Genomic DNA, 18,185 nt, shown 5'->3' with positions numbered 1-18,185 from the left:
TAAAACAACCAGATATGATTTTTTAGCTACACCAGGGATTGAATGGAAACCTTAACCTTAGACTTTGATGAAACGCAAACAAAGCTGTATTTAAAGATTTCGAATGCTATTCGCCAAGCAATTGTCAATGGCGCAGTCATGCCAAAAGAACAACTGCCTTCAACACGCGTTTTGGCAGAACAATTGTCTGTTAATCGTCATACCATCATGGCTGCATATAATGAATTAATTGCGCAAGGTTGGGTTAAAACTAAGCAAAGGCAAGGGTATAGTGTTGCAGACATCTTACCAATAAACAGTGCTTTAGCTGATAAAACCAAGCATGATAATACAGCGAATAAGCATAGTTGGCGGGTGATTAAACCTAGTAATCATGATTTTTCGCGTCCGGCAAATGAATATGCATTTAATTTCGCTGGCGGTAACCCGGATATCGAATTGTTTCCATTTAACGAGTTCAGAAGCTTTATCAATGATGCCTTAAACCGACCATCAATCAAGGCACTAAACTATGGAGAAAACAATGGCTATGAACCATTTATTATTGAGGTTAGTAAGTACTTGCGCCGGGTAAGGGCGATAGTTAATAAAGAAATAGTTGTGGTTAATGGCACACAAGAAGCATTGTATATTATCGGACAAATATTACTACAGTCGGGTGATTGTGTTGCGGTAGAAAATTTAGGATACCGTCCTGCATGGAATGCGCTTAAAAATGCGGGAGCTGAACTCATTGGGATTAAACAAACAGATCAAGGCATAGATGTTGCTGATCTGGAATTGCTCATTAAACGGCACAACATTCGTTTATTGTATTTAACGCCATTACATCAATACCCAACAACAACAACGATATCTGCACAACACCGAGTACAAATATATCGACTTGCACAGCAGTATAATATCCCAATAATTGAGGATGATTATGATCATGAATTTCATTATAAAAGCCAACCTTTACCGCCTATGGCAGCTAATGATCCATCAGGCTTAGTGATTTATTTATCGAGTTTTTCTAAAATAATGTTTCCAGGAATTCGTCTGGGAGTGATAGCGGTAGATAAATCATTAGCTAGCCACATTGTCAGCTACAGAACCTTAATTAATCATAAAGCGAATGTTTTATTGCAAGATGCGGTAGCAAGATGGATGAGAGATGGCGGATTCGAGCGTCACTTAAGAAAGGCAACCCGTTGCTATTTGAAAAGGCGAAAATGTATGATTGATGTGCTTAATACTTTTATCGATGAAGGGCTTACTATTAAATTTACCTCGCCAAAGGGCGGGATGGCATTATGGGTAGATGTAGGTGAACGAGCCGCAGAGATTGCGCAGTTGGCGAAAGAGCTAGGGTTATTTATACTGGCCGAAAATGCCTTTCATTTACACCAATATAATGATGAAAATAAATTTATTCGGCTAGGTTTTGCTGGGCAAAGTGAAGAAAAAATTCAACAAGGGCTGAAGCTATTAAAGCCCCTGTTGAATAAATAAAGAGTGACAATCAAGGTTAAAAAATTTCATTGTCAGGGGTGGGAGAAGTGCCTTGATGTTGAAAAATATCGAGACTATTATCTTGGCTGACATACTCAGTTGGGACAGTGCCCACTTTGAAGTATTCAAATAAACTGCTTTTTTTGTTGGTGTCAGTCGTTAGCTTACCTGTTGCTTTGTCGATTCGTACAGAAACAATATCAGCGGGTGGGTTAAAAGGCTCAACAGCGATATCTGCTAGCGCAATTTTCATTAAATCAACCCATGCAGGTTGCGCAGATTTTGCGCCGGCTTCTGTTCCTGTAATCTGGTTTTTACCTAGATTACTGTTATACACAGATTTACCAAGATTTCGGCTAGGATCATCAAACCCTATCCAAGAGGTTGTTACTAATCGACGGTTAAAACCAGAAAACCAAGCATCTTTGCCTTCATTGGTGGTACCGGTTTTACCGGCAATATCTCTACGGCCTAGTGCTCTTGCGCGCCAACCTGTGCCTTGCCAAGGGTTTTCAGCCGACCAGTCTGCCCCCCAAATAGCACTATTAAGTGCTTGGGTGATTAGAAATGCATTTTGCTCAGAAATAACTCTAGGTGCTGATGTTGTTTGTAACTGTGCATCAAGCTCAGAAGCCTCAGTGATAGAGGCTGTTGACTGGCTAAGTGAATTATTGTTCAGTTCAAGACTATCACCTAAATAACTGGCTTCATCGTTATTTTTCAAGGGCTCTATACTATCTAAATTATCAGTACCAATAGTCAGAGACTCGCAAGGATCGCAGGCTAGTTTGGGGTTGGCTTGATAAATTACTTCACCTGTTGCGTTTTCTATGCGTTCAATGAGGTAGGGTTCAATTAAAAAACCGCCATTGGCAAAGGTGGCAAAGCCTGTGGCAACCTCTAAGGGTGTTAAGGAGGCAGAGCCTAAAGCCAAAGATTCGTTTCGAGGTAAGTCACTTGGAGCAAAACCAAAGTGTGTTAAATGGTCAATGGCATTATCTAGGCCGATGTTCTGTAACAACCTAACCGCAATAACATTTTTTGATTGAGCTAAGGCTAAACGTAATCTGATTGGCCCAACATAGACTTCTGGCGAGTTTTTTGGCCGCCAAACTACGCCTGTACTTTGGTCCCATTGGTTGATTGGGGCATCATTGATCAATGATGCCAACGTATACCCGTGCTCTAACGCTGCCGAATAAATAAAAGGTTTAATATTTGAGCCAACTTGTCTTTTCGCTTGGGTTACACGATTGAATTGGCTTTGTTTGTAGCTAAAGCCGCCCACAGCGGCTTGAATCGCGCCATTATCGGGTGAAAGTGAAATGATCGCGGCACTAGCCACAGGAAGTTGGCTCAAACGATATTCATTGGGCGAGACCTGCTGAACGAGCACTACATCACCGTAATTAAAAATTTCGCTTGCCGTTTTAGGAGGGCGACCTTGCTTTTGATCATTAATATAAGGTCGTGCCCAAGCCATGCCGGGCCAAGAAATGCTCGCTTGTTGGTTGCCTTGAAGGGTAATATCAACCGAACGATCATTTATCTGAGTAACCACTGCTGGTACAAGCGATTGATAAGAATTAATTTGAGCAAGCGCTGTGGCTATCTCATCCTCAGTCAGTGGCTCATCCACGACTGTTGACTCAGTAACATCGCTAATCACGTTTTCAGTGCGATTGTTGTTATCATCATCTAGTTGTGGTCGTAATGAAGTGATAGCGCCTCGATAACCATGGCGCTGGTCATAGCTTAATAAGTTATTGACTACCGATGTATGTGCTGCTTGCTGTAATTTATCGGTAACTGTGGTGAAAACTTTATAGCCTCCGGTGTAGGCATTTTCTTTGCCATAGCGGGTAATCATTTCTTGATGTGCCATTTCAGCAATATAAGGAGCATCTAATTCAATTTTAGCGCCGTGTCGCTTTCCTGTGATAGGGGCGGATTTAGCCAATTGATAGGCTTGCTCATCAATATAACCACTGACTAACATGCGATGAAGTACCGTTGTACGTCGCATAAAGGCACGATCAGGTCTGCTGATGGGATTGTAGGTTGATGGGGCTTTAGGCAAACCAGCTAACACTGCTATTTGTGCCAAGTTGAGTTGATTCAGCTCTTTACCATAATACACTTGAGCAGCAGCACCGAAGCCGAAGGAACGATGGCCTAAAGGGATTTTATTAACATAAAGCGTTAATATTTCGTTTTTAGTTAATAGACTTTCAATATGAAAAGATAAAAAGATTTCTCTGATTTTTCTGATTGCCGTTTGTTCACGCGTTAAGAAAAAGTTGCGCGCGACTTGCATGGTAATAGTACTCGCCCCACCTTTATTTTTTCCCATTAAGCGACCTAATACGGCACGTCCCATTCCGATAGGGTCAACACCAAAATGAAAATAAAACCTGTCATCTTCTGTGGCTAACAGAGCATCAATAAGTTGTTGTGGAATTTCATCAAAGGTTAATGGTTTTCGTTTTTTTTCACCAAATTGTGAAATTAACGATCCATCATGACTATAAATTTGCATTGGTGTTTGCCACTGCACATCTTTTAACAAATTGATATCAGGTAATTCTTTTCGTAAATTCAAATACAACGCTAAAACACTAACAATAGCTAAAAAGAGTAAAAAGAAGCCTATTTTCATCATTTTTTTAATTAAAAACACTACAATTGCTCTATTTGTGGATAAAAATGTCATATAGTACTAGTATATCTCGTAAAACCATGTAATAAATGTATTTATATGTAAAGATGTTAAAAATAATTAAAACAATAAAATTTAGTGGGCTGTTATGCTAGATAAAATATGGAAAAAGAAAACGCCAATGATGGTGGGGATCGACATCGGTTCTCATGCAGTCAAGGCAGTTTTGCTCAGCCAGGGTAATGATGGCTATGTTTTAGAGGCTTTTGCAATAGAACCTATGGCACGTGGTGCAATTGTCGATCGTGAAATACAAGATATTGAAGCGGTAGGTAATGTGATTGCCAAAATCCGTCAAAGTATCCCCTTTAAAGCAAAAGATGCTGCTACTGCTGTTTCTGGGCAAACCGTGATCACTAAAGTGATTTATATGGATGTCGTTTTAAATGAGGAAGAACTTGCTAGCCAGATAGAAATTGAAGCTGATAGTTTAATTCCTTATCCCTTAGATGAAGTTAGTTTAGACTTTGAGTCATTAGATGTTAATGAGTCAGATCCAAGCAAAGTCAATGTTTTGTTAAGTGCCGCGCGTACTGAATCTATTGAGGCTAGAGTAGCCGCTTTAGACGCGGGTGATTTTAATACCAAAGTTGTTGACGTAGAATCCTATGCGGTCAGTCGCTCACATGATTTATGTTTGTCCCAGTTACCTGACGATGCCGCAGATAAAACAGTGGCGATTGTCGATATTGGTGCAGCAATGACCTTGTTTTCAGTGACTCGAGCAGGAAAGCATCTTTATAGTCGTGATCAAATGTTTGGTGGAGAACAGTACACCCGCTCCATTGTCTCTTATTACAATAAAAGCTTTGAAGCTGCAGAAGAAGCAAAAATAACCAATGACTTACCACCCAATTACACCTTCGAAGTGTTAGCACCATTTCATACGGTGTTAATACAGCAGGTACGACGTGCCATTCAAATGTTCTTGACCACAAGTGGTGCGGATAAAGTTGACTATATAATTGTGTCAGGGGGCACTGCTGCAATAGAAGGTTTAGAACAGTTGTTGACTGATGAACTCGGTATTCATACTGTTATTGCTAACCCTTTTAATGCGATGACTTTTGGTGCCTCAATTAATGAAAATGCGCTTGCGCAAGTAGCACCGCAATTAACGGTAGCCACAGGATTAGCATTAAGGAGCTTTACGCCATGGCATATATAAATCTGCTTCCTTGGCGCGAAGAAGCTCTCAAGGAAAAACAAAAAGAATTTTATACCTTGTTAACCGCAGTAAGTTTAGTGGTTTTCGCTTTAGTATTTGCGGTCAACTTATATTTTCAAGCACGTATTGACGGGCAAGTTACTCGTAATCAATTCTTAAAAAATGAAATTCAAATACTCGATATACAAATTGCTGAAATTAAAACGCTAAATGATAAAAAAGCGGCATTGCAAAAACGTATTGATGTTGTTGAGCAATTACAGCGAAGCCGAAATGTCGGTACCCAAGTATTGGATGAAATAGCCAAAATCATTCCCAACGGAATTTATATTACTGAACTAAGCAAACAAGGGAACAGTATTGAAATAACCGGTAAAAGTGAGTCAAACAATCATTTGGCCAATATGATCCGAGCCATTGAACTCTCGGATTTATTTACGGACGCTACCCCTGAGTCAATCACTGCTGATGATGGTTCTCCAAAACTTTTAAGTAGTTTTAAAATGAAAGTGAGAATTCAAGGCTTAATGAATGACACCGAACTTGCAAAGCAAGCACAAGGAGGTGGTAAATGAATTTTGATAAATCACAATTTGAAAACCTAGAGTTAGAAAACCTAGGGCAATGGCCGGCTGCGGCTAAATTAATGTTGATTATCTTTTTGTCAGGTATGATTGTTTTCTTGGGCTATATGGCTTTGATTAGCGGAAAAATGGAACAACTTGAACGCGTACAAGCAGAAGAGTTGACGTTAAAATCTTCTTACCAAACCAAATATCATGTCGCTGCTAATTTAGAGCTATTTAGAGCGCAAATGGTTGAAGCTGAAAATATTTTTGCTACACAACTGAGAAGCTTACCTAACAGCCATGAAACACCTGGCCTATTAGATGATATCACTTTTATTGGTACTACCAGTGGTTTAGAGTTCGTTAAATTAGAGTGGCAGCCTGAAATCAGTAAAGAGATTTATATTGAGCTTCCTATAGATATCGAAGTAAATGGTCCCTACCATTCTTTTGGAAGTTTCGTTAGTAAAATAGCCGGTTTACCCCGAATTGTAACACTTCATAATTTCAACATAACTATCACTGATGTCGGTAAAGATGCACTTAATTTGAAATTAGAAGCTAAAACGTATCGCTACCAAGAGCAGGAGGTTAAAACACAATGAGAATATTAGTTTTAATTGCCGTAACTTTAGTTAGCGGATGTTTTGATGATACTAGTGATCTACAAGCGCATATGGAACAAGTGAAAGCAACAACCACAAGCCAAATTGATCCAATGCCAGAAGTGCATGAATATAATCACTTCGAGTACTCAGCTTTTGAGTTAAGAAGCCCATTCTCATTGCCTGAGCCTGAAGTGATTCAGCAAAAAATTCAACAAATGTCAGGGTGTTTAAGTCCAGATCCTCGTCGACGTAAGCAACCTTTAGAAGCGTTTGCAGTGGGAGACCTCACCATGCGAGGAACGCTTGGTGATGATGGTGTGCTTTGGGCGTTGATAGAAGCATCTGACTTTACTTTACACAGAGTCTCAATTGGTAGCTATTTAGGATTATTTAATGGGCGTATTACAGAAGTGAGTGCAAAACGCGTGAAATTAGTAGAATTAACACCCGACGGTTCAGGTTGTTGGGTAGAAAGAGAAACTGTCATTAGAATTGCTCAATCAGTAGCAGAAGAGTAAAGGAAACAATAATGCTATTTAATAAAATGAAAAATTATAAAGTCTTTACTGGGTTAGCTAGTCTTCAACGAAGCTGGTATGTATGCCTAACGCTATTAACACTGGTTATTGCGTCTTTTAATGTCAATGCCAAAGCTACTGAAGAAAGTAAGTTATTAAGCATTTCATATAATACGATTCAAGATGATCAAATCGCGTTGGTTTTTGAATTTTCAGCAGAGATTTCGTCTTTACCTATTGTTGATACTTCAATGAATCCTGCTTTTGTCAAGATTCACTTTGATGCTCAAAGTTTTGATGACAAGCACAAAGAAACCACGATTAATCATGCTGGTGTTACTAATGTTATGTTAGAACATTCCACTGCAAAGCTGGCGGCTACGATTAATCTTGAAAAATTAGCGGTATTTGATGTTGCCATAGATGGTAATGCATTTACTATTACCTTTAACTATGGAAAATCGGCTGAGGTTGTTGAACAGTTAAGCCCTGCCGGTGAGCAATTTATTAATCATGTGAAGTCGCTAGATTTTCGTTTAGGTGAAGAAAATTCTGCCCAAGTGTTGGTCTATTTAGCTGACAGCTCAGTTGCTGTTGATGTTAATGACAAGTTAGGAAAAGTAAATATTGAGTTTCATAATACTCAAATTATTGACGACTTACTCTATCAACTTGATGTCTCAGACTTTGGTACCGTTGTCTCTAATATTGAAACATTCAAAGATGGGCGTAATGCACGTATCGTTGTTGATGTTGACACACATTTTACTTTTTCACATAAGCAAACAGACAACTTGTTTGTGTTGACGGTAAAAGAAAAAGAGAAAGAAGCACCGGGTTACTTAACCGACACTGAAGACTTTAGTGGTCGAACTATTTCCTTGAATTTCCAGGATATTCCAGTAAGAACCGTGTTACAAATTATCGCCGATTACAATGAGTTTAACTTAATTACCAGTGATACAGTTACGGGTAATATAACCTTGCGTTTAGACGGCGTTCCGTGGGATCAAGCCTTAGATATTATCCTTAAAATAAAGGGATTAGATAAGCGTATGCAAGGTAATATCTTGATGGTGGCACCTAGTGATGAGCTAGCTGAAAGAGAAGCTAAAAACCTGCAAGCGCAACAACAAGTTGAGGAGTTAGCGCCGCTTTATTCTGAGTTTGTGCAAATAAACTATGCAAAAGCAACCGAACTTACTGAGTTAATTAAAAATGAGGATACCAGTATATTATCTCCACGCGGCAGTGTGTCAGTGGATGAACGTACCAATACTCTGTTAATACGTGATACCGCGAAAAGTATTGAAGATATTAAACGTATGGTTAATATTTTAGATATCCCAATTCGCCAGGTAGTTATAGAATCTCGTATGGTGACGGTAAAAGACAATATTAATGAAGAGTTAGGTATTCGCTGGGGAATCACTAATACCGATGGTGAATATGCAACGTCAGGATCATTAGAGGGTGTTGGTCAAGCCACGGGTACACGAGCACTTAATGATGCTGATGTGGGGATTGGTAAAGTGCCACAATTAGGCGATGGCTTAAATGTGAATTTACCGGTTTCTGATGCCGCAGGTATGCTAGCCTTCCAGGTTGCTCGTTTAGCTGATGGAACTATTTTAGATCTAGAGTTAAGCGCAATGGAAAAAGAGAATAAAGGTGAAATCATTGCAAGCCCGCGTATTACTACCTCTAACCAAAAAGAAGCTTATATAGAGCAAGGTGTTGAAATACCTTATCAAGAAGCAGCGTCAAGTGGTGCTACCGCGATACAATTTAAAAAAGCTGTACTTAGCTTAACGGTAACACCACATATCACGCCCGATAATAAAATAATATTAGATTTAGTGGTCACTCAAGACACAGTTTCTGATGTACGAAGTGGGTCAGCCCCGGCAATTGATACCCAGCGTATTGGCACTCAAGTGCTGGTAAACAATGGTGAAACTATTGTCCTTGGTGGTATTTATCAGCAATCTATCATCAATACCATTTCAAAGGTACCAGTATTAGGTGATATCCCTTACTTTGGCTGGTTATTTAGAAACTCAAATCAATTTAACGAGAAAAAAGAATTGTTAATCTTTGTTACCCCTCGTATTGTGACAGAGCACTTTTAACTGCCTTTATCGAAAATAATGTTAGTAAGCAGGCATTTTTGTCTGACTTACTAACAATGGTACTTGCAATCTTACCCTAACAATTGCGATAATTACGCCCTTGAAATTTCCGAGGGAGACCTCTATGACATCAAAAGCGCTATAGTTGTAACTATATTTACCTTTTGATATGGCCTGTAACAAACGAGTATTAAGTAAATCTAATGGCAGAGAAACGTAACATTTTCCTAATTGGTCCTATGGGCGCAGGTAAAAGCACTATAGGTAGAGAGCTTGCTGATAGGCTACATCTTGAGTTTTTCGACTCAGATCAAGAAATAGAACGCCGTACCGGAGCAGACATTGCCTGGGTTTTTGATCTTGAGGGCGAAGAAGGCTTCCGCAAAAGAGAAGAAGGTGTAATTGAAGACCTCAGTGAAAAACAGGGTATTGTTTTAGCAACGGGTGGTGGGTCTGTTATTAGTGATCAAGTACGTAATCGCTTATCAGCCCGCGGTATTGTTGTTTATTTAGAAACAACTATCGACAAGCAAGTGGCTAGAACGCAAAGAGATCGTCGCCGTCCACTACTGCAAACTTCAGAAGATCCGCGCACAGTGTTGGAAAACTTAGCTGTGGAACGTAACCCGCTCTATGAAGAAATCGCAGATGTGGTGATTAAAACTGATGATCAAAGTGCTAAAGTTGTTGCTCATAAAATTATTGAACGTTTAGACTTTTAATCTTTCTGATTAGCTTATTCCTCGCCACTCATTAATAAATAGAGTGGCGTTATTCCTCAAAATCCACGTTTGGTACAATCACTATGTCTACTCTTAATCTTGATCTAGGCTCGCGTAGTTATCCTATATATATTGAGTCAGGCGCATTTAATCGCGCTGAACTTCTAACAAAACATATCCGTGGAAAGCGAGTTTGTATTGTCACCAATACAGTAGTGGCTCCTTTATATCTCGAAGCAATCAAAACAAAATTAGCTGATTATGAGCTCGATGAAGTGATTTTACCTGATGGTGAAGCACAGAAAAACTTAGTCAATTTTGAAGTTATTATGTCTCACCTGTTAGCAAATGCGCATGGGCGAGATACCACCTTAATTGCTTTAGGTGGTGGTGTTATTGGTGATATTACCGGTTTTGCTGCTGCTTGTTATCAACGTGGTGTCGACTTTATTCAAGTGCCTACGACGGTATTATCACAAGTGGATTCATCTGTAGGTGGAAAAACTGCCGTAAATCATCCGCTGGGCAAAAACATGATAGGGGCATTTTATCAACCCAAAGCGGTCATCATAGATATTGATAGTTTACATACGTTACCTGTACGCGAATTTAATGCAGGAATGGCAGAAGTCATTAAATACGGCATTTTAGGTGATTTAGATTTCTTCGTTTGGCTAGAAAGTCATATTGATGCCATAAAATCTGGCGACAAGCAGATTTTAGCAAAAATGATTGAAAAGTGTTGTCAATGTAAGGCTGATATTGTCGCTAATGATGAAACAGAAGCTGGCGTTCGCGCACTACTTAACTTAGGGCATACATTTGGTCACGCAATCGAAGCGGAACAAGGGTATGGAAGTTGGCTTCACGGTGAAGCTGTTGCTACTGGCATGGTCCTTGCTGCTAAATTAGCAGTAGCAATGAATTTGCTTGAAGTGTCAGATCTTTGTCGAATTGAGTCGCTGATTAAAGCGTTTGATTTACCATTGCAAGCCCCTGAAAATATGGGTTGTGATGATTTTATTCGTCATATGCGCAGAGATAAAAAGAATATTGGTGGTAAATTACGTTTTATTGTACCTACAGCAATAGGGCATTCAGAAATTCGTGACGACATCAGCCAAGAGATACTTCAGCAAATTCTATAATTAGGTTATTTTGTTTATAAATCATTGAGATTTTGATATTTGGTTTTAAACAAAAAATTGTAGAAAGGGTTGATTATGTCCGCATTCGCGAACACCAGTAAACATACTGCTAATATTGCCTCAGTTCAACTGAACAGCGAGCCTACCGTGACGCCTATTAGTGTCAATGCGCGCATTGATTATATTCAGCGCTACTCGCAACAAGCGGTACTTGTGATTGATGATGACGTCAATGTATATACTCAAGCAGCTCGCCAATTCTTACTCGGTCTTACCAAAGAAAATAGCCATGACGAAAGCAATGTCGCATTCGTTTCAGCATCAAAAAAATTAAATGACATTCAGATCCGTTGCCGATTGATTGAACAGCTTTTCGCTAACACACTATTTGATCCAGAGAAATCACTAGCTGTGAGCATTTTACAACTAAGTAAGCAAAGTAAAGAAGCTGTGATGATTGTGGTTGAACATGCGCATGCATTGTCATTACAATTAAAATATGAACTGTGCCAATTGGTTGATGTAGCCAATAAAACTGACAATAACATTAATGTGGTGTTATTTTCTCAAACACAAGCAGCTCAAGAAGTGGCAAGCAATAAAACAATATTTAACAATAAATTGGCAATTATTGATGCCCAATCAGGGCAAATATTTGCTTTAGATAACCCAAAATTTAAACATAAAAATAACCTACTCACTCCTAAATTCTGGCGAAATACTGCATTAACTACCTTGACTATTGCCACGGTTATTGGGCTGTCTTGGTATATGTTAATAAATACTGATAGCTTTACTTTAGCTAAACTACCGTTAGTTGAAAATAATATTAAAACAATAGCAATACCGGAGAAGGAAACCCCACAGGCGACAACACAAGTGGTCGAACAGTCAATGCCAGCAGACAGCAAGGATATATTTGCGGCGCTATCATCAACCGCTGAGTTGACCAGCACTAGCTTTGAAGCACCGGCGAATACCAGCGATATTGTGGCAGCTTTAGCTTTAGATGATGAAGCATTAAATCAGCCAGTTAAAGCTGAGCCGGCAGTTGAGACACAAGCGGTAATCAAGGTTGAACAGCAGCAATCTTCACCCGTAGCTACCATAAATGAAAAAGCAGAAGTGGCCATTCAAGACGAAACAGGTAAAAGCTTGAGTCATGTTAAAGCGAATAGCAGCGAAGATAAATCACTCAATTTTTCAAAACCAACAGATCTACCAGTTACACTAGCACCTAGCTATTACTTAAATGCGTCGACTGGTTATGTTATACAAATTGTAGGGTTTAGTGATATGTCACTATTAGCACGTTTTATTGAGCAATACCCTACCTTAACCTATTTTAGCTATCAAAAAGTTGTAAATGGTAAATTACTGGTGGTGTTAACAACACCCGTTTATGCTGATACAACGCAAGCTAGAGCTGCACTAGCATTATTGCCTGAGACCATTAAAGCCCGAGGTGTCTGGATAAAGCCGCTTAGTACTGTTAAAACAGAAATTGCAGCATTATAATTAGCTTAATTTAGTTATTTAGTCGAGAAATCAATACCGTTAGAAATCAATTCGGGCTACAATCGCACTTTAATTTTTTTTATTATGTAGTGGTAGGCGATGATTAGTAATATCTCATTTTCAGCGCTAACAATACCCTTGTTAGCATTCGCTACCAATAATTTATAGGCCTCTTTTGTGACTAAAGCTCAATCTCTTGCGGGGATGCGATCTGCCTTAAAATGGGCTGGCGGTAAAAAAAAAGTTGTTAATGAAATAGCTAGCCTATTACCTAAGCAAGGTAAAAAAAGGTTAGTAGAACCGTTTGTTGGCGGTGGGTCGGTATTCTTAAATTTAGATTTTGATGAATACCTGTTAGTAGATATGAATGATGACCTTATTAATTTGTTTAATATCATTAAAAACCAGCCGTTGAGTTTTATTGGTGATGCCGAAAAGCTTTTTAATAGTAAAACAAATCAAGCAGATAGATATTACCAACTAAGAGATCAGTTTAACCAGTCTAGTGATCCTTACGAGCGCTCATTGTTATTTCTATACCTCAATAGACATGGATACAATGGACTGTGCCGTTATAACAAAAGTGGTGGTTACAATGTGCCATTTGGTCGATATAAACACCCCTATTTTCCTAGTGAAGAACTACACTATTTTTCACAAAGAGCGCAAAAGGCGACCTTTATTCAAGGTGACTTCGAAACCGCTTTCTCGCAGCTAAAAAGCAACGATGTGGTCTATTGTGATCCTCCTTACTCACCTATCAACCCTACCTCTAATTTCACCGCATATGCAGGAAACTCATTTAGCGATGAAGATCAGCAAAGATTAGTTAATTGTGCCCAAAAAGCAAAGCACGACGGTGTACCCACGTTAATCTCAAATCATTATGTTGATTTTACAAAAGAGCTCTATAAAGACGCCTCAAAAAAGAAATTATTTCAAGTACAGCGAACCATTAGTCCGAAAGGCAAAAGTCGAATTAAGGTCAAAGAGGTTTTGGCTTTATATAAATAACTTGCTGTTATGCCTACTCATAAACAGCCCTATACGACTTAGCACCACAGAAAATTTGAATTAAAACATCAGTCGCTCAACTTTTATAGAAAAGCTGATCTAAATCAATGAATGGTAATTATTATCATTTACATTAATTTTAGTGTTTGTTACATTGCTCGGCATCAATAGTCCTGAAACTCTGAGTCAATAACCAATGAAATTTTCCCGAATCCATTTAGCTTTATTAAGCTGTGCAAGTTTTTATGCAATAAGCCAAGTGAATATAGCTCATGCAGCCGAACCTATAGCCCAAAACGAATCCTCTATCGAGGTAATTGAAGTCACAAGTGTTCGTCAAAAGCTCGAACAGGCTGGCCGCCTGAAGGATGTTATTCAACAAACTGAAGTCTTAGACAAGGTAATGATTGAAAATAAAAATGCATTAAGCCTGTCTGATGCAATCAACAATGAGCCAGGGGTTAATGTGTCTAATGAATGTTCAATGTGTGGCGTGAAACGCATCATGTTAAACGGGATGAAAGGCGAACACACCACTATCCTAGTAGATGGCATTCCAACCCATACTTTGATCTCTGGTTTTTATGCGGTAGATGCAATAGCTACTACAGGAATTGATAGAATTGAAGTGGCACGTGGTGCTGGGGCTTCGTTAATAGCCCCGGAAGCGATAGGCGGAACGGTTAATATTGTCACTAAACAAGCCTATGAAAATTCAGCAACCGTTAGCTTAGCAAAGGGCTCTCATGACTATACGGCATTAAAAGCTATGGCAACAGGCGTGTCTGAAGATGGTAAAACAGGCATTACCTTAATTAGCCAATATGATAAACAAGACCAAGAAGATCATGACGATAATGGTGTTTCAGAAGCACCATTTCAAGAAAACCAATCGCTTACAGTATTAGTTAGTCAAGATGTGAATGACACCAACAACCTGCAATTTAGAGTGTCTAAAGTAAATTCTGAAGTCTTTGGTGGTCCTATTGTTGGCAAAAATACACGCTCAATTGGTGAGGCGCTTTCAGGTTATGATGGTATTGATTCTGAGCAGTTATTTGAAGGTGATGATGTCAGAAATAATTACATCGGCAAAGCTTGGGAAACCACAGAATGGATTGATACCTCGCGTGATGAAGCCTACATCAAGTGGTTAACCGAACAAAGTGATTATACTACCTCTGAATTTGCTGTTAGTTATGCCAAACACAACCAAGATTCATTTTATGAAGGTATTGATTATCAAGCTAAAGATACTATGACGTATTTCCGTGCAAAATTTGATACCGAATTAAATGATGAGCATTTCATTTCCTACGGGGGCGACTTTCGCTCAGAAGCCATGCGTTCAGACACTAAAGCTTTAGCTTCAGTTGCAAGCTATCAAAGTGATTCATTTGATTATGAAACCAAAGGTGTCTTCGTTCAAGACACTTGGGTTCCATCAGATAAAATAGAGATAGCGATGGCATTACGTATTGATCATGTTAGCGCAGATTTTATCGACCCTGCTAAACCGGGAACAGAAATTGAAGAAACCTTTGTAGCACCTCGATTGGATATGCGATATTTTCATACGGATGAACTCACTTCTCGTTTTTCAACGGGTAGAGGTTATCGTGCGCCATTATCATTTTTCGAAACAGATCATGGCATATTAGATACAGAGAAAGGTTATTTAATTGATATTGATGCATTAGAAGAATCACTTTCAGCAAGTTATTCACTAAACTACGACAGTGAGCAGCTTGCACTGACCTTATCTTTAGCTCACTCTCGAGTAGAAAATCTGGCGAGTTTAGAGGCTGATGAAAATGATGTGCCAGTGTTAACGCAGCTAGACGATGCAGCTTCAGTTTCAACTATCGATATATCGACAGGTTATAATGTTACAGAACAATTAACAGTGAACTTAAGTGCTGAGAAATTTATCTATGATGATAACTTTAAGTCATCTTACGCTATTGTTCCAGTTGAAGAACGCGTCGGTATTGATCTGGAATGGAGTAATGATAATGTGAAGCTATTCTGGACCACGGTTTGGTTTAGTGCACGCGACTTACGTGAATATGGCTATGATGGTTTTAATATTAAAAATGATGCAAGCTCAGTCAAGCCGTTAGATGCTCCCTCATTTTCAAGTTCTGATTTTAAAGTGCAATATCTCTTTAGTGAATCTACAAAAGTGTATGCGGGAATATCTAATATTTTTGAGTACACGCAGATAGATGAAGGTGATACACCATTATTTTATGATAACACTGGCGGGTATGATGTTGCCTATATCTATGGCCCATTACATGGTCGTGAATTTTATGTAGGCGTTGAGGTGAGTTTATAAAATGTTGACTCGTCTGTTTATCTTTAGTGTGTTGATGGTGCTTGGGGCAGTGGATGCCTCAAACGCTTTGGCAATAGATTACAATCAACTGCATTTAAAAAGCTTGGTAACAAATGATACAAAGCTAGACCATGGTAATGAAAATTTGGTTACCATTGCAATGATATATCAACCGGGATGTAAGTGGTGCAAAAAGCAAGGCAAGGCGTTAGCTAAAATACAACACCAATGCGCTCAATATGCCAATATCGCATTAATAGGTGCTGATGGTAAAACCCAAACGTTAAGAAGAGAATTACGTCATTTTGATAAAAACTTACCCGCTTTTGAAGCAAACAAGAAATTTTTGCTGAAAATTCAGGGAGTAGAAGCTTACCCTACCACAGTGGTATTTGATAAAAAGGGTAAGCTTATTGCAAAAAAACGTGGCTATATTGCACCTAAAAAGTTAGCACAAGTAATGGCGCTAATTACTGAGCAACGATGTGATAGCGTGTTATAGCCATATGAACGTTTTTGCTTTAGCGCTTAAACTCTGAGGTTTTACTCCATTTTGGCCAAACATTTTCTTTTGATAATTGATGGCCAATTTCAAAAAAGGCTTGTATGTCTTGCACTGCACCAGACATATCCCAAGCGTCGCTATATTCATCACACACATTGTGATAACACTTGCTTAATCGCTCTTTTAGTTCAGCACGCAAAGCTTTAGTTGCTTCATCTAATGGTGTTTTACCCGATTTTGCATACAGTGCTGGAATACCAATATTAGCAAAGGCAAAATGATCAGAACGATAGTATATTCCTGCTGCTGGGCGAGGGTCACCGGCGATTACACGGCCTTGTTTTTGCGCGGCAATGGTCAGGAAATCATCTAACTCTGATTGACCTAAGCCATAGACTGAGACATCACTACTTCTGCCACTGACACCTAACGCATCCATATTAATATTAGCGACAGTTTTTGCTGCGGGAATAATAGGATTGGCGGCATAAAATTTAGAGCCTAATAATCCTTGCTCTTCGGCTGTTACCGCCATAATAGTTATGGAACGTTGTGGAGCAACAGGAAGTTTAGCAAAGGCTTCAGCCACTTCAATAAGTGCACTAGTACCCGATGCATTGTCAACGGCGCCATTATAAATTTGATCACCAGTTAGGTTTGTGTCTTTGCCTAAGTGATCCCAATGAGCCGTATAAAGAATATGCTCATCTGGTTTAGTGCTGCCAGGTAAGGTCGCGATAAAATTATATGAAACAGATTGCTTCACTGTGTTTTTCACCGTAACCGATGCGCTCAAATCCCCCATGTCAACATGGTAACTGCCTTTTGCTGCTTCTGCTTTGGCTTGCTCAAAGTTCAATCCCGCCTTAGTAAACAGCTCTTTAGCAACGTCACTATTAACCCAGCCTTCAACTGCAACTCTTCCTTTGTTTAGATCATCGCGAACAAAACCAAACTGAGGTCCAGTCCAAGAATGCTCAACTACAGACCAGTTATAGGATGCCGGTGCCGTTTCATGAATAATAATCGCGCCTTCTGCCCCTTGACGGCTAGCTTCTTCATATTTATAGGTCCAACGGCCATAATAAGTCATGGCATTACCGTTAAATAGCGCCGGATCTTTTGTGGCAAAGCCAGGGTCATTCACTAAAATAACGACAGTTTTGCCTTTAACATCTAACCCCTGATAATCATTCCAATTGTATTCCGGTGCATTAATACCGTAACCCACAAAGACTAATTCAGAATTGTTAAGTTGTTCAAAACTGCTAATACGGCTTGAACCCATCACCATATCATGTCCGTATTGGTAAGTTTTATCACCAATTGATAACGTCATATCAGGCGATGCCTCAATTGAAACCATAGGTACTGCTTGCAAGAAACTGTCACCATTACCTGGCTGAAAACCTACCGCGGTTAATTGCTGGGTTAGATACTCTAGTGTCAGCTCTTCACCTTTACTTGAAGGTGCTCGGCCTTCAAATGCATCGGAAGAAAGTACTTTGATATGCTCAATGAGTTGTTCTGAATTAATACTGTTATAACTTGCAGCAACGTCTGTTTTTGTATTGTTTATTAGCGCACTATTAGTGCTACAACCGCTTAACGCCGCTGTAAAAATAAGGGGGATACAGATGTTTTTTTTCATGTAGTTCTTCTTTTATTGAAAATGATATCAGGAGTATAACCGAAAATATTAACCGTTAGGTATACTTAGTGGTAAAAC

Annotated in this window: 14 protein-coding genes; 12 read left to right on the top strand and 2 right to left on the bottom strand. The window is 39.2% G+C overall.

The window, feature by feature from the left end; all coding sequences use genetic code 11:
* Window positions 1–42 precede the first annotated feature (42 nt).
* Entirely contained in the window at window positions 43–1,494 is a 1,452-nt protein-coding gene (pdxR, locus tag ABXG98_RS11445; RefSeq protein ID WP_353538810.1) for a MocR-like pyridoxine biosynthesis transcription factor PdxR, read from the top strand.
* Window positions 1,495–1,510: 16 nt separating this feature from the next.
* Here the strand turns inward: pdxR and ABXG98_RS11440 are convergent, their stop codons facing one another.
* Window positions 1,511–4,174: a penicillin-binding protein 1A gene (locus ABXG98_RS11440; RefSeq protein WP_502901556.1), complete on the bottom strand. Its 2,664-nt coding sequence runs from the start codon at window positions 4,172–4,174 to the stop codon at window positions 1,511–1,513.
* Between the two features lie 127 nt (window positions 4,175–4,301).
* Here ABXG98_RS11440 and ABXG98_RS11435 point away from each other — a divergent pair, with 127 nt between their 5' ends.
* The 11 genes from ABXG98_RS11435 (at window position 4,302) to ABXG98_RS11385 (ending at window position 16,453) form a co-directional block, all read left to right on the top strand.
* A complete protein-coding gene (locus ABXG98_RS11435) occupies window positions 4,302–5,381 on the top strand; it encodes a pilus assembly protein PilM (RefSeq protein WP_353538809.1) in 1,080 nt (359 codons plus the stop codon).
* A complete protein-coding gene (locus ABXG98_RS11430; RefSeq protein WP_353538808.1) occupies window positions 5,369–5,956 on the top strand; it encodes a PilN domain-containing protein in 588 nt (195 codons plus the stop codon). Before ABXG98_RS11435 ends, ABXG98_RS11430 begins: the two co-directional genes overlap by 13 nt.
* Window positions 5,953–6,555: a type IV pilus inner membrane component PilO gene (locus tag ABXG98_RS11425; RefSeq protein WP_353538807.1), complete on the top strand. Its 603-nt coding sequence runs from the start codon at window positions 5,953–5,955 to the stop codon at window positions 6,553–6,555. Before ABXG98_RS11430 ends, ABXG98_RS11425 begins: the two co-directional genes overlap by 4 nt.
* Window positions 6,552–7,076: a pilus assembly protein PilP gene (locus tag ABXG98_RS11420; RefSeq protein ID WP_353538806.1), complete on the top strand. Its 525-nt coding sequence runs from the start codon at window positions 6,552–6,554 to the stop codon at window positions 7,074–7,076. The genes ABXG98_RS11425 and ABXG98_RS11420 overlap by 4 nt, the downstream gene beginning before the upstream one ends.
* A gap of 11 nt (window positions 7,077–7,087) precedes the next feature.
* A complete protein-coding gene (locus ABXG98_RS11415) occupies window positions 7,088–9,208 on the top strand; it encodes a type IV pilus secretin PilQ (RefSeq protein ID WP_353538805.1) in 2,121 nt (706 codons plus the stop codon).
* A 203-nt stretch (window positions 9,209–9,411) separates the two neighbouring features.
* Window positions 9,412–9,930 (top strand): shikimate kinase AroK, encoded by a 519-nt coding sequence (gene aroK, locus ABXG98_RS11410; protein WP_353538804.1) that lies wholly within the window; start codon window positions 9,412–9,414, stop codon window positions 9,928–9,930.
* 83 nt (window positions 9,931–10,013) lie between these two features.
* A complete protein-coding gene (aroB, locus tag ABXG98_RS11405; protein WP_353538803.1) occupies window positions 10,014–11,078 on the top strand; it encodes a 3-dehydroquinate synthase in 1,065 nt (354 codons plus the stop codon).
* Window positions 11,079–11,153: 75 nt separating this feature from the next.
* Window positions 11,154–12,596: an SPOR domain-containing protein gene (locus ABXG98_RS11400; protein WP_353538802.1), complete on the top strand. Its 1,443-nt coding sequence runs from the start codon at window positions 11,154–11,156 to the stop codon at window positions 12,594–12,596.
* Window positions 12,597–12,800: 204 nt separating this feature from the next.
* Entirely contained in the window at window positions 12,801–13,610 is an 810-nt protein-coding gene (locus tag ABXG98_RS11395; protein ID WP_353538888.1) for a Dam family site-specific DNA-(adenine-N6)-methyltransferase, read from the top strand.
* Between the two features lie 196 nt (window positions 13,611–13,806).
* The gene (locus ABXG98_RS11390; RefSeq protein ID WP_353538801.1) at window positions 13,807–15,951 is read left to right on the top strand and encodes a TonB-dependent receptor plug domain-containing protein; all 2,145 of its coding nucleotides are present in this window, start codon (window positions 13,807–13,809) and stop codon (window positions 15,949–15,951) included.
* A 1-nt stretch (window position 15,952) separates the two neighbouring features.
* Complete coding sequence (locus ABXG98_RS11385) at window positions 15,953–16,453, top strand: TlpA family protein disulfide reductase (protein ID WP_353538800.1); 501 nt, start codon at window positions 15,953–15,955, stop codon at window positions 16,451–16,453.
* A 19-nt stretch (window positions 16,454–16,472) separates the two neighbouring features.
* Here ABXG98_RS11385 and ABXG98_RS11380 read toward each other — a convergent pair whose 3' ends face one another.
* Window positions 16,473–18,107, bottom strand: coding sequence for a M28 family metallopeptidase (locus ABXG98_RS11380; protein ID WP_353538799.1), 1,635 nt, complete (start codon window positions 18,105–18,107; stop codon window positions 16,473–16,475).
* Between the last annotated feature and the right edge of the window lie 78 nt (window positions 18,108–18,185).

It is taken from the genome of Colwellia sp. KU-HH00111, assembly GCF_040362745.1.
Classification (GTDB): domain Bacteria; phylum Pseudomonadota; class Gammaproteobacteria; order Enterobacterales; family Alteromonadaceae; genus Colwellia.
This window is presented reverse-complemented; position numbering and strand designations above follow the sequence as displayed.